This is a genomic window from Ruania albidiflava DSM 18029 (assembly GCF_000421225.1).
Classification (GTDB): Bacteria; Actinomycetota; Actinomycetes; order Actinomycetales; family Beutenbergiaceae; genus Ruania; species Ruania albidiflava.
The window spans coordinates 50,658-70,316 of record NZ_ATWL01000011.1; the positions used below are offsets into that span (position 1 = coordinate 50,658).

Consider the following 19,659-nt stretch of genomic DNA (forward strand, 5'->3'; position numbering starts at 1 on the left):
GTGCCTGTCTCCCCACCTACGGTCCTGACCATCGCCGGCGTCTGCTTCCTCCGGTCCGGCGCCGGTGGAGCCGAGCTGCTCACGGTGCGCAAGCGGGGCACCACCCGGTTCATGCTGCCCGGTGGCAAGCTCGACGCAGGTGAGACGGCTGCAGCGGCCGCGGTGCGGGAGGTGTCTGAGGAGATCGGCCTCAACCTGACCACAGCCGACCTGGCCCTGCTCGGCAGCTTCGACGAAGTAGCCGCGAACGAGGCGGACACCCGCGTGGCGGCGACCGTGTATACCGCTTCCTTGTCCGAGCAGCCGGAGGCCGCTCGCGAGATCGAGGCGCTACGCTGGCAGCCGTTGACCCAGACCCCGCCGGACGTGGCCCCGCTGCTCGCCCGACACGTGCTCCCGGCGCTGCGCACCCGGCACCCCGAGGCCCAGCCCGCCGGGTCTGGGCGCCCCGCGGGCTGAGGCGGAGCAGCTGAGGCGGCGCGAGGGTGGCGATGCGACTGGCTGAGGTGGTGGCGACCTCCGCAGAGGTGGCCGGCACCCGCTCGCGCACGGCGAAGGTGGCGACGTTGGCGCAGACGCTGCGTCGCTGCGAGGGCGAGGAGGTGGCGACGGTAGCCACCTACCTGGCCGGGGCGCTGGTGCAGCGACGCACCGGGGTGGGCTGGCGCTCGTTGCAGCAGCTACCGCCGCCAGCTGCGGAACCGTCGCTGACCGTGGTCGAGGTGGATAGCACCCTGGCGCGTATCGCGGCCATGTCCGGTCCGGGCTCCCAGACCGCCCGCACGGCAGCTCTCGAGGAGCTGTTCGCTCGTGCTACCGGCCCCGAGCAGACCTGGCTGCGCGGGGCGATCACCGGCGAGGTGCGCCAGGGCGCCTCGGAGGCGTTGGTGCAGGAGGCGGTCGCGGCAGCCAGTGAGATCCCGGTGGCGCTGGTGCGGCGCGCAGTGATGCTCGCGGGGGCGACCGCTCCGGTGGCCGCTGCCGCGCGGCAGGGTGGTGCAGCCGCTCTGGCGACGTTCCACCTGGAGGTGGGCCGGCCAGTCTCCCCGATGCTCGCCTCCTCCGCCCCGGACCTGGCGACGGCGTGGACCAAGGTGACCTCCGCCGTCGAGCAGGTGGCGGTAGACCACAAGCTGGACGGGATCCGCATCCAGGCGCACAAGGACGGCGAGACGGTGCTGCTGGTGACCCGGTCGCTGGAGGACATCACCGACCGGCTGCCAGAGGTGGCCAAGGTCGTGCGGGGCCTGCCGGCAGAGCGGCTCGTGCTCGATGGTGAGGCGCTCGCGCTCGGCCCGGACGGACGCGCCCGGCCGTTCCAGGAGACGGCGGCGCGCACAGCGACGATGCTCCCTGAGCAGGCGACGGTGATCACCCCGTTCTTCTTCGACCTGCTGCTCCGCGACGACCTCGACCTGCTGGACGCTCCCGCCTCGGAGCGGTGGGACCAGCTGGAGGAGCTGGTGCCCGCCGAGCACCGGGTGGGACGCCTGCTCACCACCGAGCAGACGGCTGCCGAGGCGTTCCTCGCCGGCGCGTTGCAGGCAGGGCACGAGGGTGTGGTGCTGAAGTCCACGACTGCGCCCTATGCTGCCGGGCGGCGTGGTGCCGCCTGGGTGAAGGTGAAGCCGGTGCACACCCTGGACCTGGTGGTGCTGGCGGTGGAGCCGGGCAGCGGGCGGCGCCGGGGCTGGCTGTCGAACATCCACCTCGGCGCCCGGGACCCTGCTGGCGGGTTCGTCATGCTCGGCAAGACGTTCAAGGGGATGACCGACGAGATGCTTGCCTGGCAGACCGACAGGTTCACCGAGCTGGCCACGGAGCGCTCCGACCGGGTAGTGCGCGTGCGCCCGGAGCAGGTGGTGGAGATCGCGTTCGACGGCGTGCAGCGCTCCTCCCGCTATCCCGGCGGCCTGGCCCTGCGGTTCGCACGGGTGCTGCGCTACCGGGACGACAAGACCGCCGCCGAGGCAGACACGATCGAGACGGTGCGGGCGTTCCTGGAACGGGCCTAGGACGGCCACCCTGGGACACTGGCCCGCCCCACGGCTACTGGCGCGGGCCGACAGTCGCTACGGGCGCGAGCTGGCTGGGGCTACCGGCGCGAGCTGGCTGGAGCTACCGGCGCGAGCCGGCACGTACCGTCCGGCCGAGCACCGCCACGACCGCCACTACCAGGGCCGGTATGTAGAACACCCCGATCGACGCCAGCGCCAGCACGGTGTACCCGACCAGCACGATCGTGCACAGCGCGGCGACCAGCAACCCAGCCCGGCCGCGAGCGAGGGCGATCGCAGCGGTGAGCAGCACCGGTAGTGCGAGCGGGATGAGGATCCCCGGGCCGTTCACAGCCCACAGGGTCGCCGTGTCCTGGGTCTGGACGCCTTTCGCCGTCGTCCTGACCGTGCTGTACACCGGTAGGAACAGCAGGACGATCGAGGCGAGTGCCGCAAGGCCGAACGCGACCACGCCAGCAACGCCCAACCAGCCCAGCCGGTGCCCGCGGGCGGCAGGTCCGGCCGATGAGGCGGGAAACTGCGGGTGGGGTGACGTCGACGTCATGCTTCATCATCCCCTTCCGAGCGCTCGCGCGCTCGTGGATCCGCTGGCGACCGGCGCCGACACCGCGAGGCGTGCCTCCGTCGCGCGGTGCAGGCTGGCCCGGGCCCGGCACCACGAGGTGGGGCTGGGCTCGCCCTGATCGGCGTGTGCGCTCGGTGGCGGTGTCGGGCTGGTCCTGTGTGTCCGATGGCGTAGGCCGCGTTTTCGTTGATATCTCGCGCTCCTCGCGGAAATGTCAGTGGTCGGGTCTAGTTTCTTGGTATGGCACAGGAGTCGGAGCACCAGGGCTCTCCGGGTGGCGAGACCGCCCCGGAGCAGACCGTGGTGTGCCCACCTGATCTGCCAGTGCTCAACGTGTGCGCACCGGTGGCTGATCCGGTGGCCCTGATCGATCTGGGCGCGATCGCCCACACGGCCGGTGAACGCGCGCTGGCCGAGCTGATCTCGACCTCTCATGCGGCCCCGGTGGGTACCCAGCTCGCCCGGAGCAGCGTCGACCCCCAGCTGTACACGCTGCTGACCCAGCTGGACCTCGACGAAGCCGACGATGAGGACCTGGTGGAGGCGGCAGCGGCAGCCGAGCGGCTGGAGGCGGCAGCCCATGCGATCAAGCTGCGCGCTGCCGCCGCCTTGTCCCACCGCCTGGTGATGAACCCCGCCGCCCTGGCGCACACCGAAGCCACCCAGCAGGACGTGGCCGCAGACGAGCTGGCGGTGCGGATGCGGATCACCCATCGTGCCGGGACCGACCTGGTCCGGCGCGGTCGCGCACTGGACGGGGTGCTGCTGGACACCGGAGAGGCCCTGGCTTCCGGGGTGATCGATGCCAGTCGCGCCCGGGTGATCGTCGACGGCCTCGACCATGTCCCGCCGGAGGTTGCCGCGACCGTGGAGGAACGAGTGCTGCCTCGGGCGCCACGACGGACCGTGGCCCAGCTGCGCTCAGACGTGGCCAAGGCCCTGGTCGCGGTCGACGCGGACGCTGCCGCCGAGCGCGCCCACCGCCGGGCCACCGAACGTCGGGTCTCCCGCCCGCGGGCGTTGCCTGATGGCATGGCGGCGATGCGCATCGAGGGTCCTGCGGCGGATGTCCTTGCCCTGGACGTGGCGCTGCACGCCGCGGCACGGGCGACAAAGGCGAGCGGGGACGAGCGCACGATGGACCAGCTGCGCTTCGACTCCCTCGCTGGCATCGCACACCGAGCACTGGCCACCGGACGCCTCGTCGCCAGGGAGCAGGGCCAGGATGCCGACCTGCCGCTGGCCAGCCAGGGCGGGCACCGCCCCACGATCATGGTCACCGTCCCCCTCGACCAGCTCCTGCCCGGCTGGACGCCCGCAACCGGCGTCGTCCCTGCGCAGAACCGGCCCGGCAGCGAGAACGGCGACCAGGGCGTCCGCGCCGGTCAGTGCGTCCGAGCCGATGAGGGTGATCGAGCCGATCAGGGCACCATGGCCGGCCTGGATACCTCGACCGGTCAGGTTCCGAGCTGGCCGCCTCCCCTGCCCGGGAAACACCTGAGCCCCGACCAGGTCCCCGTCCTCGAGGGTTACGGACACATCACCCCCACTCTCGCCCGGGCGCTGGCCGCCGGCGGCGACTGGTACCGCATCGTCACCGACCCCCTCAGCGGTGCTGTCCTGGACGTGGGTCACACCCGCTACCGGCCCACCCAGGCCATGGTCGACCACATCCGAGCCCGTGACGGCACGTGCGCCCGGCCGGGCTGCGGTCATCGTGCGATCGAGTGCCAGCTGGACCACACCCGAGAGTGGAACCACACTCACCCCACCCGGGGTGGACCTACCAGCGTCGACAACCTCGCGCCGCTGTGCGGACGGGACCACCAGGTCAAGACGCACGGCGACTTCCGCCTCACCCAGACCGGCCCGGGTGTCTTCGAGTGGACAACTCCCACCGGGCACCGGTACCGCCGGGAGCCCGACGGCACCACCACGATGCTGTCCCACCCCGACCACCTGGCGCACTACGACACCAGCACGGTCGAGGATGCCGACGACCAGCCCGACTGGGGACCTCCACCGTTCTGACAGCCGTTCAGACGACCGTTCTGACAACCGTTCTGACGACCGTGCAGACAACGTCGTGCAAGCACAGGGTTGCAGGTCAAGGTTGGCGAGAGTAAGGTCTCTTGCAACCTATCCGTTGCATATAGGAGGCATGATGACCAACCCACCCGCCAGCATCGACGACGAGGCGTCCACCGTCGAGCGGGAGATCCGCATCGATGCCCCGCAGGCCACGGTCTGGGCCGCGCTGACCACCCCGGAGCACATCGCCGGGTGGTTCGGGCAACAGGCGCTCTTCCCGGACGGTGTGCACACCGGTGCCCGCGGCACGTTCGCCTGGCCGGAGCACGGCCCGTTCCCGGTGCAGATCGTCACCTTCTCCCCCACTGAGGAGTTCGCCTTCACCTGGGGCACACCCGGCGAGCCGATCCGCGAGGACAACGCCACCACTGCCACCTTCACCCTACGGGAGGATGCCGGGCAGACGGTGCTGCGGGTGGTGGAGTCCGGCTTCGACACCCTGGGCGATGCTGCTGGCCGTCGGGCCGCGATGGAGGACAACGCCTCCGGCTGGACCGCCGAGCTCGACGAACTGGTGGCCTACACCCTCTCCCTCTCCCGCGCGGGCGGGCCCGCTGCTGCCGACCTCGAGGCGGGCACGATCCTGCGCACGGTGCGCGTCGACGCCCCGCGCAGCGCGGTCTGGACGGCGTTGACCACTCCGGAGCACCTGGCTTCCTGGTGGGGGCACCCGTCGGAGTTCCCCGATGGCTGGAAGCCCGGGTCCCGCGGCCGGTTCTTCTACGAGGGTGGCCAGTTCGCGGTGCGGATCGACCAGCTGGAGCCACCAGCGGTGTTCGCCTTCAGCTGGGGGCTGGAGCAGGAGGAGACCACCACGTCGGTGCGGTTCACGCTTGCCGACGACGGCGCAGCCACCATGGTCACAGTCGTCGAGTCCGGTTTCACTCGCCGGGCAGAGGCAGCACGCCGGGCCGCGATCGAGGAGAACGTCGGCGGGTGGAACCAGGTGCTGGACGCCCTCGCCGCGTTCGTCACCCATGGCGTCACCGCGGCCTCGCGTACGACCTCGACTTCGACTTCGACCACGGCGACAGGCGAGGCAGCGCAGTGACGGCGCGTCCCGCCGTCGACGGCTCGATCGTGGAGCTGTGCGCTGTGCTCGGGGACGAGACGCGGTGGCAGATCCTGGCTGTGCTCGGCTCCCGGGCCGCGTCGGCCAGCGAGCTGGCCCGGGAGCTGCCGGTCAGCCGGCAGGCGATCGCCAAGCACCTGGAGCTGCTCGCCCAGGTCGGCCTCGCCGAGCGGGAACGCGCCGGCCGGGAGGTGCGCTACCGCGCACTAGGGGCCCGGCTGACCGAGCTCGCCGACCACCTGGAGACGATCGGGCGCGGTTGGGAGGCCCGGCTGTCGCGCCTGAAGGACGTGGCCGAGCAGCTGCCCCGCCAGTGAGTGCCCGGCGCTACCTCAGTGTCCGGCGACCTCCGAGTCCGGCACGTCCGGGTCACCCGCATCCAGTGCGGCAACCTGCTCCAGCTCCTCAGCGGTGAGCTCGAAGTCGAAGATCGTGAAGTTCTCCACGAGCCGGTCCGGGTCACCGGACTTCGGGATCGGCAGCGCCTGGGTCTGGGTGTGCCAGCGCAGCACCACCTGGGCCGGGGTGCGCTCGTGCCGGCGGGCGATGTCGGCGATCACCGGTTCGCCGAGCAACTTGCCGGCCCGGCCGATCGGCGAGTAGGACTCGGTGAGAATGCCGTGCTCAGCGTGGAAGGCGACCGTCTCGTGCTGCGGGTTGTACGGGTCGCGCCGGATCTGGTTCACCTCCGGCACCACACCGGCGTCGATCACTGCCTGCAGGTGCGCCGGGGTGAAGTTGGAGGCCCCGACCGCGCGGATCAACTCCTCCTCGCGCAGCGCCGCGAGCCCGCGCATGGCGTCGGTGAACCCACCGGCGACTGGGCGCGGCCAGTGGATCATCAGCAGGTCGATGTAGTCCACACCGAGCCGCTCCGCGCTGTTCTCGAACGCCTGCCGGGCGCCGTCGTAGGAGTGCCAGCGCTCGTTGAGCTTCGTGGTGAGGAACACCTCACCACGGTCAACGCCAGAGCGGCGCAGGCCCTGGCCGACGCCCCGCTCGTTGCCGTAGTTCTCCGCCGTGTCGATCAGTCGGTAGCCGATGCCGAGGGCGGTCTGCACGGCATCGGCCGCTTCGGCGTCGTCCATCGGCCAGGTGCCCAGGCCGAGGGCGGGGATGGTGACGTCGTTGCGCAGGGTGAGCGTGGGAACAGTCGATGCGGTCATGGCCCCAGTCTGTCAGGGGCCCGAGGACGTGACGATGGCGAACTCAGACATTGACGCCGCCGAGCTGGGCTAGGACTCTGGCCACCAGCGGGGAGGCTTTGACCGTGCGAGCAGGAAACGATTATCGGGTGCATCATGCACGCCGCTCGATCGCGATGGCGGCTGGCTGCGTCAGCGGCGCTGTGGCGGGTCTGCTGTTCGACCTGATCGTGCCGGGCCCCTTTACCCCGAGCGTCACCCTCTTTGCGGTGATCTTCGGCGCCATCGTCGGCTGCCTCGCCGGACTCCTGTCCGCACTGCTGCTGAACCTGGTCCTGAGCCGCACTCAACGCAGCCTGACGCGCACGTCCGCGACCCTCGCGCTGACCGCCCTGGGCACCGTGGTGGTGGCAGTACCCACCATGCTGCTCAGCTGGAACATCGGACCCGCTGAGCTGCTTGTCGCGCTCCTGGCGCTGGTGGCGGCGCTGCCGGCCAGTGCCGAAGTGGCCTCCAGCTCCGCCACTGCGCGCACCTGACCCAGGTCAGGCCGGCGGGCGCGCCGCCGCAGCCGCCTGCGCAGCTTCCGGCAGTGCATCCAAGATCTCGGCCACTGCGTCGTCATCGTGCGCGGCGGAGACGAACCAGGCCTCGAACGGCGACGGTGGCAGGTGCACCCCCGCAGCGAGCATCGCGTGGAAGAACGCGGGGTAGCGCCAGGACTCGCTGCTGCGCACCTGGTCATAGTCCCGCGGCCCCTGCCCGGTCCACCCGCACGAGTCCGCGGTGCCGAACGCGAACGAGAACAGGTTTCCGGCGCGCTGGGTAGCCACCGGCACCCCCTCCTCGGCCAGCGCCCGCTGCACCCCGGCGGCGAGCACCTCGGCCACCGCGTCCAGCCGGGCATACACACCCGCGTCCGCATGCTGCAGCGTGGCCAGCCCGGCCGCGACCGCCACCGGGTTCCCGGACAGCGTGCCCGCCTGGTACACCGGCCCGGTCGGTGCCAGCGCGCCCATCACCTCGGCCCGGCCGGCGACCGCCGCTACCGGCAGCCCCCCGCCGATCACCTTGCCGAAGGTGAGCAGGTCGGGCGTCCAGCCGCCCTCCAGGCCCCACCAGCCGGCCTCGTGCACCCGGAACCCGGTGAGCACCTCGTCGGCGATCAGCAGCGCCCCGTTCTCGTGGGCGATCTCAGCCAGGCCAGCGTTGAAGCCCTGGTCGGGAGCGACCACACCCATGTTCGCCGCAGCCGCCTCGGTGATCACCGCGGCGACCCGCCCTGGGTGCGCCTCGAACGCTGCCCGGACAGCGTCCAGGTCGTTATAACCGACCACCACGGTCTGCGCGGCGAACGCCTCCGGCACCCCGGCCGACCCGGGGATGGAAAGGGTCGCCACCCCGGAGCCGGCGTCGGCGAGCAACCCGTCGGAGTGGCCGTGGTAGAGCCCGGCGAACTTGATCACCAGGTCCCTGCCCGTGACTGCGCGAGCGAGGCGGATCGCGGTCATCGTTGCCTCGGTGCCGGTGGAGACCAGGCGGACCAGCTCCGCCGGCGCGACCCGGGCGCGGATGGTCTCGGCGAGCTCCACCTCGGCCAGGGTCGGTGCACCGAAGGACAGCCCCCGCGCGGCCGCCTGCTGCACGGCGTCCACCACGGCGGGGTGGGCGTGCCCGAGGATCGCCGGCCCCCAGGAGCCGACCAGGTCGATGTACCGCCGACCCTCGGTGTCCTGCACGTACGGTCCGGTCGCGGAGGCGAGGAACAGCGGGTCCCCGCCGACTCCGGTGAACGCCCGTACCGGTGAGCTCACTCCGCCCGGGATCACGGCCCGGGCGCGGTCGATGTCACTCATCTACAGTCCCTCTCCTCGGTTCAGCGTCTCGGCCAGCTCTTCTGCCCAGTAGGTGAGCACCACCTCGGCGCCGGCGCGCACGATGCTCAGCACGCTCTCGGCAACCGCGCGGTCGCGTTCGATCCACCCCTGCGCGGCCGCGGCCTCGATCATCGCGTACTCCCCGGAGACCTGGTAGGCCCACACCGGCACCGGGCTGGCGGCGGCCACATCGGCGAGCACGTCCAGGTAGCTGAGTGCCGGCTTGACCATCACGACATCGGCGCCCTCCTCGACGTCCAGCGCCGCTTCCCGCCGCCCTTCGCGGCGGTTCGCCGGGTCGAGCTGGTAGGTGCGCCGGTCCCCGGTCAGGGCGGAGTCGACCGCCTCCCGGAACGGGCCGTAGAAGGCGGAGGCGTACTTAGCGGCGTAGGCGAGCAGCGGTATGTCGGTGTGCCCGGCAGCATCCAGCCCGGCGCGCACCGCGGCGACCTGACCGTCCATCATCCCGGACAGGCCCAGCAGCCCGGAGCCCGCCTCGGCCTGGGCGAGCGCCATGCTCACGTACCGCTCCAAGGTGGCGTCGTTGTCCACCCGGCCCACGTCGTCGAGCACTCCGCAGTGGCCGTGGTCGGTGAACTCGTCCAGGCACAGGTCGGTCTGCACCACGAGCGCGTCCCCGACCTCGGCGGCCAGGGCGGCGGTGGCGCGGTTCAGGATGCCGTCGGGGTCGTCGGCGCCAGAGCCGCAGGCGTCGCGGGTGTCCGGCACCCCGAACAGCATGAGGCCGCCGATCCCGGTCTCGGCTGCGGCCACGGCCGCCCGGCGCAGGGAGTCCAGGGAGTGCTGCTGCACACCGGGCATCGAGCCGATCGGGCGCGGTTCGGGCGCTTCGGTGACGAACATCGGCAGCACCAGCTGGGCGGGGTGCAGCCGGGTCTGGGCGGTCAGGCGCCGCATCGGGGCGTCCTGCCGCAGCCGGCGGGGGCGGAGGTGCATGCTCAGTCCTCTCCTGGGTCGGTGGAGCGGTGCGGGTGGGGCTGTGCGGCGGCCGAGGCACCGACGAGGTCGCCCACAGCGTCCACCAGCACCTCGACCTGCTGCCGGTCGGCGACCAGGTCCACGCGCAGCCCTGCCTTCCGGGCGACCTCGGCGGTGCGCGGACCCAGGCACGCCACCTGGGTGGTGGGCGCGAGCCGGGCGGCGACCAGCGCGCGGGCGACCGAACCGCTGGTGACCAGGGCGACGTCCGCCCGGCCGTCCCGCAGCCCGGCGGCATCCTCGGTGCTCAGCGGTGCGGGCCTGGTGCGGTAGGCGACCACGTCGGTCACGGTGGCACCGCCGGCACGCAGTCCGTCGGCCAGCGTGGGGGCGGCCAGGTCGGAGCGGAGCAGCAGCACCGTGCCGGTCGGGTGCCAGCTGTGCAGCATCGCCTCAGCGGAGTAGTCCGGTCCGGGTGGCACCATCTCGACGGCGTAGCCCGCCGTGCGCAGTGCCCTCGCCGTGGCAGGCCCGACGGCCGCGATCTGTGCGCGCACTGTGGCTGGTAGGGCGGCCACAGCGGCGGCGGAGGTGAGGGCGACCCAGTCGAAGGCACCCGCGGCAAGGTCCCGGCGGGCCGGGTCCAGGTCTTCGCCCCCGAGGATCTCGGTGCGGATGATCGGCACCAGCCACGGTCGCATCCCCTGCGCAGTGAGCCGGTCGGCCACCTGGTCGCCCCACTCGCCCCCGCGCGGGACAAGCACCACCGGCGCGGGAGCGGTCATCGGGCCGGGGTGATCCACTCGCCCGCACCGGCCTCGAGCAGCTCGCCGGCCAGCCGCTGGCCGAGCGCCGTGGCGACCTGGGACGGCTCGCCGTCGTCGAGCGACACGGTACCGTCCGCGTGCAGCGACTGAGCCTGGGTGGGGTGGTAGGCCGCGGCGTGCAGGCTGAGCCGGCCACGAGCCGCAGCACCGGCCGACTGGGTGCTGCTCCCGGCCGGCGGGGTGCCCAGCACCGCATGGGCGGCGACCGGTGCGGCGCAGCCCGCCTCCAGGGCGGCCAGCACGGCCCGCTCTGCGGTCACGGCGGCCCAGGCGGACCGGTCGTGCACCTGCTCGAGCGCGGCCAGCAGGTCCACCCGGTCCTCCTCCTCGCGGACCTCCACTGCGAGCACCCCCTGCCCGGGGGCGGTGGGCCAGTCAGCCAGCTCCAGGTACTCGGTGATCGCCTCGGCCCGGTCCACCCGGTGCAGCCCAGCGGCGGCGAGCACCACGGCGTCCAGCTCGCCGGCGGTGACGAGACCGAGCCGGGTCTCCACGTTCCCGCGGATGTCGGCCACCTGCAGGTCGGGGCGGCGGGTGCGCAGCTGCGCGGCGCGCCGCGGTGAACCGGTACCCACCCGTGCCCCTTCTGGCAGGGTCGCCAGGGTGAGGCGGTCCCGGGCGCAGAGCACGTCCCGGGGATCCTCCCGGGCCGGGGTGGCGGCGACCCGCAGGCCCGGGTGGGGCGTGGTGGGCAGGTCCTTCAGCGAGTGCACCACCGCATCGCACTCCCCGGCGAGCAGTGCGCGGCGCAGGTTCGCGGCGAACACGCCGGTGCCACCCAGGCTGGCCAACGAGGCGCGGGTGCGGTCGCCGTCGCTGGTCATCGGCACCGTGCGCACCTGCAGACCGGTGGCAGCCAGAGCGTCGACCACTGTGGCGGTCTGCGTCTGCGCCAGGTTCGAGGCGCGGGTGCCGACCCGCACCGGTGCAGCCGTCATGGTGCCAGCCCGGCGACCGCGGGGCGGAACCCGCGGCGCACGTTCTCGCAGCAGCCGGGCCGGCACACGTCCTGCCACGGTCCGAGCGAGGTGAGTGCGGGCCGGTCCGTCGCCGGGGTGCCCTCCAGCCGCTCGGTCACGAGGTCCACCAGCCCGGCCACGAACGCTGGGTGCGAGCCGGGGGTGGGTACCCGCACGGCCTCCAGGTGGTGCTCCTCGGCGGTCTCCAGGGCTTCGGTGTCCAGGTCCCAGAGCACCTCCATGTGGTCCGACAGGAACCCGAGCGGCACGATCAGCACTGCGTCCCGCCCCGAGGCAGGCAGCTCGGCGATCGCGTCGTTGATGTCCGGTTCCAGCCAGGGCTGGCTCGGCGGGCCGGAGCGGGACTGGTAGACGAGCTGCCAAGGGGTGCCGGTCTCCCCCGCCTGGGACATGACCACCTCAGCCACGTAGCGGTGCTGGGCCGCGTACGCTCCGCCGTCGCGCAGACCCAGCGAGGACGGACCGGAGCGCTGCGCGTCCGCCGTCGGGATGGAGTGGGTGGCGAACAGCACCTCGATGTGCTGCGCACCCCGGCTGCGGAGCGTGGCCAGCCCGGCGCGCACTCCCTCGACGAACGGGGTGACGAAGCCGGGGTGGTCGAAGAACTGGCGGACCTTGTCCACCTGCAGCACACCGGTCAGGCCGGTGTCCTCCAGGGCGTCGGCGAGGTCCTCGCGGTACTGCCGGCAGGAGGAGTAGGAGGCGTAGGCACTGGTGGCGATCGCCAGCAGCCGGTGGTGCCCGTTGGCCCGCGCCTCTCGCAGGGCGTCGTTGAGGTACGGGTCCCAGTTCCGGTTGCCCCAGTACACCGGCAGGTCCAGGCCGCGGCGCTCCAGCTCGGCCACCAGCGCGGCCCGCAGTGTGCGGTTCTGCTCGTTGATCGGGCTCACCCCGCCGAAGTGCCGGTAGTGGACCGCCACCTCCTCCAGCCGCTCGTCGGGGATGCCGCGCCCGGCGGTGACATTGCGCAGGAACGGGATCACGTCCTCCTGCCCCTCCGGGCCGCCGAAGCCGGCGAGCAGGATGGCGTCGTAGGCGACCGGTTCCCGCACGTGCTCCGGGCCCTGGGCGGCCGCGCAGGTGGCTGCCGGCACCAGCGCACCGGGGGCGGTGGCGATCGAGGTGGCCGGGGCCGGCTTGCGGCCGCGGCGCACGGACGGGGTGGTCACGAGAGCACCTCGGCGGCCTGGGCGACCGTGATGCGCCGGCCGGTGTAGAACGGGGTCTCCACCCGCACGTGCCGCCGGGCCGGGGAGTAGCGCAGGGCGCGCATCATGTCGGTGAGCTCGGTGAGCTCCGGGGCCTCGATGGCCACCACCCACTCATAGTCCCCGAGCGCGAAGGCGGCCACGGTGTTGGTCTGCACCCCGGGATAGGGGGCGCCGCGACGGCCGTGGTCGGCGAGCATCCCCCGGCGCTCGTCCTCCGGCAGCAGGTACCACTCGTGCGAGCGCACGAACGGGTAGACGGTGAGCCACTCGGCAGGGTCCACGCCGTTGACGAAGGCGGGCACGTGCCGGGCGTTGAACTCCGCCGGCCGGTGCACGCCCAGCGTGTTCCAGGTGGGCAGCAACGTGCGCAGCATCGCGGTTCGGCGCAGCCTGCGCACGGCCGCCTGGAGCTCCTCCGCCTGCGGACCGTGCAGCCAGAGCATCAGGTCGGCGTCGGCACGCAGCCCGGAGACGTCGTACAGGCCGCGGACGGTCACCGCACCGTCAGCCTGCAGGTCGCGCAACGCGGTCTCCAGCTCGGTGACGGCGTCCGCGCCGGTGTCGGTGGGGTGGTGCGGGTCGCGGCGGAGCACCGCCCAGAGGGTGAAGGCAACAGGATGCGTCTGGCCGCTGGACTGCTCGGCGGCCGAGGTCTCGGTGGTCACGCCTCCACCATAATCCGGCAGAATCGTGCGGATTGCGACGGCTTGTCAGCACCCCGAGGGCGGCGGGCCGGCACCGGTGCTGGTCTGGTAGGTGCGGCCGGCCTGCTCGGTAGGCCCGGTCGCTGCGGAGCGGTCGGTGCCGCCCGGTCAGCCCGGCGCAGGTCGGGCCGTGCTGGACGTGACGTCCTTGAAGTACCGCGCAACCGGCCACCGCTGGAACCCCGCCGACTCGTACGACCGGCGCGCTGGTGCGTGGCCCGGGTCGTCCCCGGTCTCGACCATCACCATCCGCATCCCTGCCGTGCGGGCCCGCTGGCAGGAATGGTCCAGCAACGCGCGTCCGATCCCGGCCCCCTGCCGGTCCGGGTCGACGGCAAGGACGTAGACCTCGCCCATCACGTCCTCAGGATGGATCCGGGTGCACACCCAGCCCACCGGCGTACCGCCGAGCAGCGCGACATCGACGTTCTCCGGTTCGCCGTCCAGCACGGCGGCGATGTCGGCATGCTGCCGCTCCCGCCAGCCGGAGGGGTAGAACGAGTCGTAGACGAACGCCGGCACCGCCTGGCGGACCTGCGGAAAGACCGGCGCCCAGGCGCGCATGGAGAGATCGAGCACAGCTGCTCTGTGCTCCGGTCGGAAGGCAGCGATCGTCACCACCTGCACGAGCCTACGTCGTTTCGCCCGCGGTCCGGGTGGCGTGTGCGACGACCGCGGCCAGACCGGTGCCGCACCACCAGGCACCGGTCAGGTGCAGCCCGACCAACCGGCCCGCGGCCGCCTGCACCGGCTCCCGGGCCGCTGCGCTGGCCCAGGCAGGCGCCGGCGGGTGCAGCGTGCTGCGGGCCATCCCCTGCAGCGCCTCCGCGGGCCACGGTCCCGGCGTGCCGGTGAGCCGAGCCGCGTCCCGCAGCCCCAGCTCGGCCTGGGTGCCCGCGGTGAGGATGCCGCCGGCGTAGGACAGCCGCAGCACCACCCGGTCTCCCCCGGCGGCGCGGGCCACCCAGTCCCACTTCGCACTGGTGTAGGTGAGCGCCTTCGCACCATGCCCGGGCTCGGCCACCAGGGTGCCGGCGCGGTCGTGCTCGGGGAGATCACCGGCTCGCAGCACGAGGGTGAGCAGGTCGGCGGTCTGCGGCTCCGGCCACGCCCGACCGGCCGCTGCGAGCACGGTCAGGTCCTCGTCGTCGCTCTCGCCGAGAAACCCCCAGGCCTGTGGTGGGCAGGCGAGCACCACCTGCCGGGCGCCCAGCTGCCAGGTGTCCCCGGTCAGCTGCCAGCCGTCCGCGCCGCGCCGCAGGGTGCGCACCGGGCTGGCCGTGCGCACGCGGGCCCCGCGTGCGCTCAGGTCGCGCTCGAGCGCGGCCGGGAGCAGGTGCACACCTCCGTCAATACCGGCGACGGCGGAGCCCGCCGGGGCAGCAGCCCGCACCTGCCGTAGCGCTCCGGTGAGCGAACCGGCCGCCTGCAGCCTCGCGGCGATCCCGGGCAGCAGCACCTCGGCGGCGATCTGCTCCGGCTCGGCGGAGTGCACGCCGCGCACGATCGGGCGCACCAGCGCATCCAGCACCGCTGGACCCATGCGGGAGGTGACCAGCTCGGCCAGGGTGAGCTCCGCCGTCGACGGTTCGATCGGCAGGCTCAGGTCCGCCCGGGCGCGGTCCAGCCCCGCGGGGCCGAGCACCTCCAGCAGACCGGGTGCCTCCAGGTCGGTGGGGATGCCGAGCACACCGGTGGCCGGCAGCGGGTGCAGCCGACCGGCGTGCAGCACCCGGGCGGGTGCCGGTCGTGGGGTGACCACCGGCAGGTCGAGCTCCTCGGCGAGGGCGGCGACGTGCCCGCCGCGGGTGGCGAAGCTCTCCGCACCGGCGTCCAGGTCGATCCCGGCGACCCAGTGCCACCCGACCAGACCGCCGACGACCGGCCGGGCTTCCAGCAGCACCACGTCCGCTCCGGCGCGGGCGGCGGTGCGGGCGGTCACCAGACCAGCCATCCCACCGCCGATCACGGCCAGGTCGAGGTTCACTGCTCGTGCAGCCAGCCGGTCAGCCGGGTGAGCACCTCCGGGTCCGTCTCCGGTGGGACGCCGTGGCCCAGGTTCACCACGTGCGCAGGGGCGGCCCGGCCCGCGGTGAGCACCTGCTGGGCGTGCTCCCGCAGCACCGGCCAGTCGGCGGCGAGCATCGCGGGATCGATGTTGCCCTGCAGCACCACCCCGGGCAGCGCGGCGGCGGCCTGGTCCAGCGGGGTGCGCCAGTCCACCCCGACGACGTCCACCCCGACCTCGTGCATCGCCGTGAGCAGGTGCCCGGTGCCCACGCCGAAGTGCACGGTCGGCACCGAGTGGTCGCCGATGCGCAGCTGGCGCACCGGGGCCAGGGCAGCGCGCGAGTAGGGGGCCACGTACCGGATGTAGTCGGCCCGGGAGAGGGTGCCGGCCCAGGAGTCGAACAGCTGGGCGGCCGACGCCCCCGCGCGCACCTGGGCGTGCAGGAAGGCGCCGGTGACCTCGGCCAGCCAGCCCATCAGCTCCGCCCAGACCTGTGGTTGGGCGTGCATCATCGTGCGGGCCGCGAGGTGGTCCTTGGAGGGACCGCCCTCCACCAGGTAGGCGGCCAGCGTGAACGGTGCACCGGCGAAGCCGATCAGCGGGGTGCGGCCCAGCTCGCGGGTGAGCTGCTGCACGGCAGCACTGATCGGGGCGAGGGCCTCGGCCTCGAGGCTGCGTTCGCGCAGGGCGGCGACGTCGGCGGCGGTGCGCACCGGGTGCTCCAGCACCGGGCCACGACCGGGCACGATGTCCACCCCGACCCCGGCCAGCCGCAGCGGCACCACGATGTCGGAGAAGAAGATCGCCGCGTCCACACCGTGCCGGCGCACCGGCTGCAGGGTGATCTCGGTGACCAGGTCGGGGTCCAGGCAGGCGTCCAGCATCTTCGTGCCGGTGCGCAGCGCCCGGTACTCCGGTAGGGAGCGGCCGGCCTGGCGCATGAACCAGACCGGGTGGTGGGTGCTGCGCTCACCACAGTAGGCGCGGATCAGAGGGGCATCGGCGGTCGCACCGGACAGGGGGTGCTCATCGAGTGTGGCCACACCTGTGATTGTGTCACCGGCGGGCTGCTGCGGATCTGACGGGATGTCTGATCCTGGGTGGCGGGATCGGCTCGCCACTGTTCCGGCAGGCCGGGCGGCGATACGCTGACCTGATGGCTCCCGCCAGGCACCTCGTGCTGGTCCCCGGTGCCGGCAGCGACCCGGCCTACTGGGAGGCGCTGCGGACCGAGCTGACCGTCCGCGGCCAGGTGAGCACCGCCGTCGACCTGCCCTGCGAGGACCCGGACCTGCTGCTGGAGGACTACGCCGAGGTCGTGGCCGGCGTGGTCCGCACGCTCGGGGACGTCCCTGTGACGCTGGTGGCGCACTCCTTCGGCGCGTTCACCGCTCCCCTGGTCCCCGACCTGGTGCCGGTGCACCGCCTGGTGCTGGTGGCGCCGATGATCCCCGCACCCGGTGAGTCCGGCAGCCAGTGGTGGGCGGCCACCGGGCAGCACGCTGCGCACGAGGCCGCCGCCCGGGCCGCCGGGCTCGTCCCACCGCTGGACCTGGAGGAGCTGTTCTACAACGGGTGCACCCCAGCCCAGCGTGCTGTGGCGGCCACCTGGGACCGGGACCAGGCCGACGCCCCGTTCGTGCAGCCGTGGCCGCGTGCCACCTGGCCGGACGTGCCCACTGAGGTGGTCGCCTTCGCCGAGGACCTGGTGCTGCCGCCCGAGCTGGTGACCCGGGTCGCCCGAGAGCGCCTCGACCTGCCGGTGCGCCTCGCGCCCGGTGGGCACATGGGCATGGTGTCCCACCCTCCCGGGCTGGCGGAGCTGCTGCTCGGCGGGAAGCGCTAGAGCCTCCTGCCTCTCCGCTGTTCGTCGCAGAGCGTTCGGCGGTAGTGCAGGAGCTCGACCTGGTCGCCGGCAGGTGTGGTGTCGAGGCCTCGGCGCTCGAGGGCGAATCCAGCTGCCGTGAGAGTGCGCTGCGATGCGGGGTTCTGGGGCAGGGTCCGTGCCGTGAGGTCATGCAGCCCGCTGGCCCGGGCGAATCGAGACGCAAGCTCCAGAGCGGCAGCTGCGACACCCGATCCTCGATGAGCGGGATGTATCCAGAAGCCAACCTCAGCGGCGTGCGCGCTCACGTCGAAGACGACAAGACTGCCAGCGAAAGCATCGGTCGCGGCATCGGCGATCGCGAGCACCGCGAGGTCACCACGCTGCAGACCGGGTGTCGCATCTCGCTCGATCATCATCCGCACCGACTCCGGCGTGTACACCGGCTCCGGCAGGTGCCCGTACCGCTGGACGGCGCGGTCTGCGGCGCCTTCGGCGAACGCTGTCGCATCTCGCGCCTGGAGGGGGCGCAGCCGCACGTGTCTGCTCAGGAGGGGGAGGAAACGTGAGTCGAGCACCATCTAAAACTAACATAGATCGGATAGTATGGTGCGGTGAGCTACTGGGAGCACCAGAGACCCGTCCGACGTGAGCGCGCCGTCACCGTCCCCGCTGTCGCGCGTGCTGCCGCTGCACTGCTGGACGACGGTGGCCTGCGCGCCCTCACCCTGCGCGCTGTGGCGTCTCGACTCGCCGTTGCACCGGCGAGCCTGTACTCGCGAGTGGACTCGGTCGATGACCTGTTCGACCTCGCCCTCGACGCCGCGCTCGGCGACGACCCCGCTGTCGCTCGAGCGGTAGTCGAGTCCGACCTCGGCGAGCTGATGCTGACGTACTACCGGCATCTGGCCCAGCATCGGTGGGCGTGCCAGGTGATCGCCATGCGGCCACCTCGCGGTCCTCACTACCTTCGCCTGTCGGAGCGGATGTGCGAGCTGCTCATCGGCGCAGGAGCGGCAGACCCGCTGGGGGCGGCCTATGCGCTGTCGAACTTCGTCATCGGCAGCGCGAGCACGGCTCCGATCGCTGAGCACCAGACGCGGGCTCCGGTCGATTCCGCAATAGCTCCGCACTACGCGCGACTGCATGCGCGGCACCACGATGCAGACGCCGAGAGGATCGTCACCGCGGGTCTGTCGGCGATCCTGACGCATGTGGGGCGCGTCTAGCTCCTCCCCGGGCGCAGGCTGCTAGACCGAGGACGGCACCCCCGGCTCCGCCTGCTTCCGCAGCTGGCCGGTGACCACCAGCAGCACGACCAGCGCCACGGTGAGCAGCCACCCCGGGATGCCGAGGAACGTGCCCAGACCGAGCTGCCGCACGTCCTGCAGCTGGTCGGCCGCGAGCAGGATGAGCGTGGCCGACGTGGCCGCGTTCACCGCGCCGTGGGCCACCACCGCGGGCCAGAGCGAGGCGGTACGCAGCCGCAGCCACCCGAGCAGCACACCCAGCGGCAGGCAGAAGCCGGTCATCAGCGCCAGTCCGCGAATGTCGGTGTAGCCGAAGTTGTAGCCGAGCAGGATGATCGGCGCGTGCCACACCGACCAGACCAGCCCGGAGAGCAGCAGCGCGGGCCACCGCCCCAGCGGGAGCAGGTTCGGCACCAGCCACCCGCGCCAACCGAGCTCTTCACCGAACGCGGCCAACGAGGAGACGAGCGCGTTCAGCGGGACCACGAGCACTGTCACCAGCGCGAGCTGCTGTGAGCTCATCCCGCCGGTGCTTCCGGTCAGCTGTGCCACCTCGTCCAGCTGCGCCTGCGCAGCCGAGAAGCTGCTCAGGTCGAGCTGGACCAGTCCGAGCGCGCCACCCAGCAGCACCGCCAGGAACGGCAGCACGCAGAACACCGCGAGACTGACCGCGGTCATCCCGACCACCCGGCCGACCGGTCGGAGCGGGCCGAGCCCGAGCCGGCGGGGGATGCTCGGCGGCCGCCCGCCGACGAACGTCACCAGCAGCGCCGCCACCGCGGGGGTGTACATCATCGCCACCATCAGCACCTGGGTCAGCGGATGGTTCAGGCCTTGTCCGGAGACCCACATCGGTGCGCACACCGCCCATGCCAGACCGAGTGCCAGCACCACGAAAGCGCCGATGCGTGCCCAGCTCACCCGGTCCGGCAGCACCGGCGCGAACCGGATGTTGCGTTCCTTCTGCTCGGCCACCCGGTCGATTGCGGGCGGCACGGCTGGGCCGGGTGCTGCCGGCGGGAAGTCATGCTGTCGCGCCGCCCCTGGGGGCTCCTGCGGTCGATCGCCATCCGTCATCGTCGTGCACCTCCACTGGTGACGGTACGCAGGTACCGGGCACGAGGGATCCGCCGCAGGACGGACT

At 72.6% G+C, this 19,659-nt stretch carries 21 protein-coding genes; 8 read left to right on the top strand and 13 right to left on the bottom strand.

Annotated elements, in window-relative coordinates:
- Positions 1-459, top strand: a complete 459-nt coding sequence (locus K338_RS22650) for an NUDIX hydrolase (RefSeq protein WP_022918648.1) — start codon at positions 1-3, stop codon at positions 457-459.
- Positions 460-491: 32 nt separating this feature from the next.
- On the top strand, positions 492-2,015 hold the full coding sequence (locus tag K338_RS0113235; protein ID WP_022918649.1) for an ATP-dependent DNA ligase: 1,524 nt from the start codon (positions 492-494) through the stop codon (positions 2,013-2,015).
- A gap of 103 nt (positions 2,016-2,118) precedes the next feature.
- Here the strand turns inward: K338_RS0113235 and K338_RS0113240 are convergent, their stop codons facing one another.
- A complete protein-coding gene (locus tag K338_RS0113240) occupies positions 2,119-2,562 on the bottom strand; it encodes a hypothetical protein (RefSeq protein WP_157612417.1) in 444 nt (147 codons plus the stop codon).
- 261 nt (positions 2,563-2,823) lie between these two features.
- Between K338_RS0113240 and K338_RS24570 the strand changes: the two genes are divergently transcribed.
- From K338_RS24570 to K338_RS0113255, 3 genes are all read left to right on the top strand, one after another.
- Positions 2,824-4,614 carry an HNH endonuclease signature motif containing protein gene (locus tag K338_RS24570; RefSeq protein ID WP_022918651.1) on the top strand — a complete coding sequence of 597 codons (1,791 nt, stop codon included), beginning with the start codon at positions 2,824-2,826 and terminating at the stop codon, positions 4,612-4,614.
- 133 nt (positions 4,615-4,747) lie between these two features.
- Positions 4,748-5,725 carry an SRPBCC domain-containing protein gene (locus K338_RS26240; protein ID WP_169579555.1) on the top strand — a complete coding sequence of 326 codons (978 nt, stop codon included), beginning with the start codon at positions 4,748-4,750 and terminating at the stop codon, positions 5,723-5,725.
- Positions 5,722-6,063 (top strand): ArsR/SmtB family transcription factor, encoded by a 342-nt coding sequence (locus tag K338_RS0113255; RefSeq protein ID WP_022918653.1) that lies wholly within the window; start codon positions 5,722-5,724, stop codon positions 6,061-6,063. Before K338_RS26240 ends, K338_RS0113255 begins: the two co-directional genes overlap by 4 nt.
- Positions 6,064-6,078: 15 nt before the next feature.
- Here K338_RS0113255 and K338_RS0113260 read toward each other — a convergent pair whose 3' ends face one another.
- A complete protein-coding gene (locus K338_RS0113260; protein ID WP_022918654.1) occupies positions 6,079-6,912 on the bottom strand; it encodes an aldo/keto reductase in 834 nt (277 codons plus the stop codon).
- A gap of 98 nt (positions 6,913-7,010) precedes the next feature.
- On the opposite strand from K338_RS0113260, the gene K338_RS0113265 reads away from it, so the two are divergent.
- Positions 7,011-7,430 (top strand): hypothetical protein, encoded by a 420-nt coding sequence (locus K338_RS0113265; RefSeq protein WP_157612419.1) that lies wholly within the window; start codon positions 7,011-7,013, stop codon positions 7,428-7,430.
- Positions 7,431-7,436: 6 nt separating this feature from the next.
- Here K338_RS0113265 and hemL read toward each other — a convergent pair whose 3' ends face one another.
- From hemL to hemE, 9 genes are all read right to left on the bottom strand, one after another.
- A complete protein-coding gene (gene hemL, locus K338_RS0113270; RefSeq protein ID WP_022918656.1) occupies positions 7,437-8,747 on the bottom strand; it encodes a glutamate-1-semialdehyde 2,1-aminomutase in 1,311 nt (436 codons plus the stop codon).
- Positions 8,748-9,725: a porphobilinogen synthase gene (gene hemB, locus K338_RS0113275; RefSeq protein ID WP_022918657.1), complete on the bottom strand. Its 978-nt coding sequence runs from the start codon at positions 9,723-9,725 to the stop codon at positions 8,748-8,750.
- Positions 9,726-9,727: 2 nt separating this feature from the next.
- A complete protein-coding gene (locus tag K338_RS22665; RefSeq protein WP_022918658.1) occupies positions 9,728-10,492 on the bottom strand; it encodes a uroporphyrinogen-III synthase in 765 nt (254 codons plus the stop codon).
- The gene (gene hemC / locus K338_RS0113285; RefSeq protein WP_027286816.1) at positions 10,489-11,472 is read right to left on the bottom strand and encodes a hydroxymethylbilane synthase; all 984 of its coding nucleotides are present in this window, start codon (positions 11,470-11,472) and stop codon (positions 10,489-10,491) included. Before hemC ends, K338_RS22665 begins: the two co-directional genes overlap by 4 nt.
- Positions 11,469-12,632, bottom strand: a complete 1,164-nt coding sequence (locus tag K338_RS0113290) for a ferrochelatase (protein ID WP_425413846.1) — start codon at positions 12,630-12,632, stop codon at positions 11,469-11,471. Before K338_RS0113290 ends, hemC begins: the two co-directional genes overlap by 4 nt.
- A 47-nt stretch (positions 12,633-12,679) precedes the next feature.
- On the bottom strand, positions 12,680-13,390 hold the full coding sequence (gene hemQ, locus K338_RS0113295; protein ID WP_022918661.1) for a hydrogen peroxide-dependent heme synthase: 711 nt from the start codon (positions 13,388-13,390) through the stop codon (positions 12,680-12,682).
- A 147-nt stretch (positions 13,391-13,537) separates the two neighbouring features.
- Complete coding sequence (locus tag K338_RS0113300) at positions 13,538-14,050, bottom strand: GNAT family N-acetyltransferase (protein ID WP_027286818.1); 513 nt, start codon at positions 14,048-14,050, stop codon at positions 13,538-13,540.
- A 10-nt stretch (positions 14,051-14,060) separates the two neighbouring features.
- On the bottom strand, positions 14,061-15,416 hold the full coding sequence (locus tag K338_RS0113305) for a protoporphyrinogen/coproporphyrinogen oxidase (protein WP_022918663.1): 1,356 nt from the start codon (positions 15,414-15,416) through the stop codon (positions 14,061-14,063).
- Positions 15,413-16,483: a uroporphyrinogen decarboxylase gene (hemE, locus tag K338_RS0113310; protein WP_022918664.1), complete on the bottom strand. Its 1,071-nt coding sequence runs from the start codon at positions 16,481-16,483 to the stop codon at positions 15,413-15,415. The genes K338_RS0113305 and hemE overlap by 4 nt, the downstream gene beginning before the upstream one ends.
- A gap of 113 nt (positions 16,484-16,596) precedes the next feature.
- Between hemE and K338_RS0113315 the strand changes: the two genes are divergently transcribed.
- Positions 16,597-17,286, top strand: a complete 690-nt coding sequence (locus tag K338_RS0113315) for an alpha/beta fold hydrolase (protein WP_022918665.1) — start codon at positions 16,597-16,599, stop codon at positions 17,284-17,286.
- On the opposite strand, the gene K338_RS22670 is transcribed toward K338_RS0113315, so the two are convergent.
- A complete protein-coding gene (locus K338_RS22670) occupies positions 17,283-17,846 on the bottom strand; it encodes a GNAT family N-acetyltransferase (RefSeq protein ID WP_022918666.1) in 564 nt (187 codons plus the stop codon). The two genes, K338_RS0113315 and K338_RS22670, sit on opposite strands and share 4 nt — an antisense overlap.
- Before the next feature lie 33 nt (positions 17,847-17,879).
- Between K338_RS22670 and K338_RS0113325 the strand changes: the two genes are divergently transcribed.
- Positions 17,880-18,494: a TetR/AcrR family transcriptional regulator gene (locus K338_RS0113325; protein ID WP_022918667.1), complete on the top strand. Its 615-nt coding sequence runs from the start codon at positions 17,880-17,882 to the stop codon at positions 18,492-18,494.
- A 21-nt stretch (positions 18,495-18,515) separates the two neighbouring features.
- Here the strand turns inward: K338_RS0113325 and K338_RS0113330 are convergent, their stop codons facing one another.
- Positions 18,516-19,592, bottom strand: coding sequence for a CPBP family intramembrane glutamic endopeptidase (locus tag K338_RS0113330; RefSeq protein ID WP_084481177.1), 1,077 nt, complete (start codon positions 19,590-19,592; stop codon positions 18,516-18,518).
- Between the last annotated feature and the right edge of the window lie 67 nt (positions 19,593-19,659).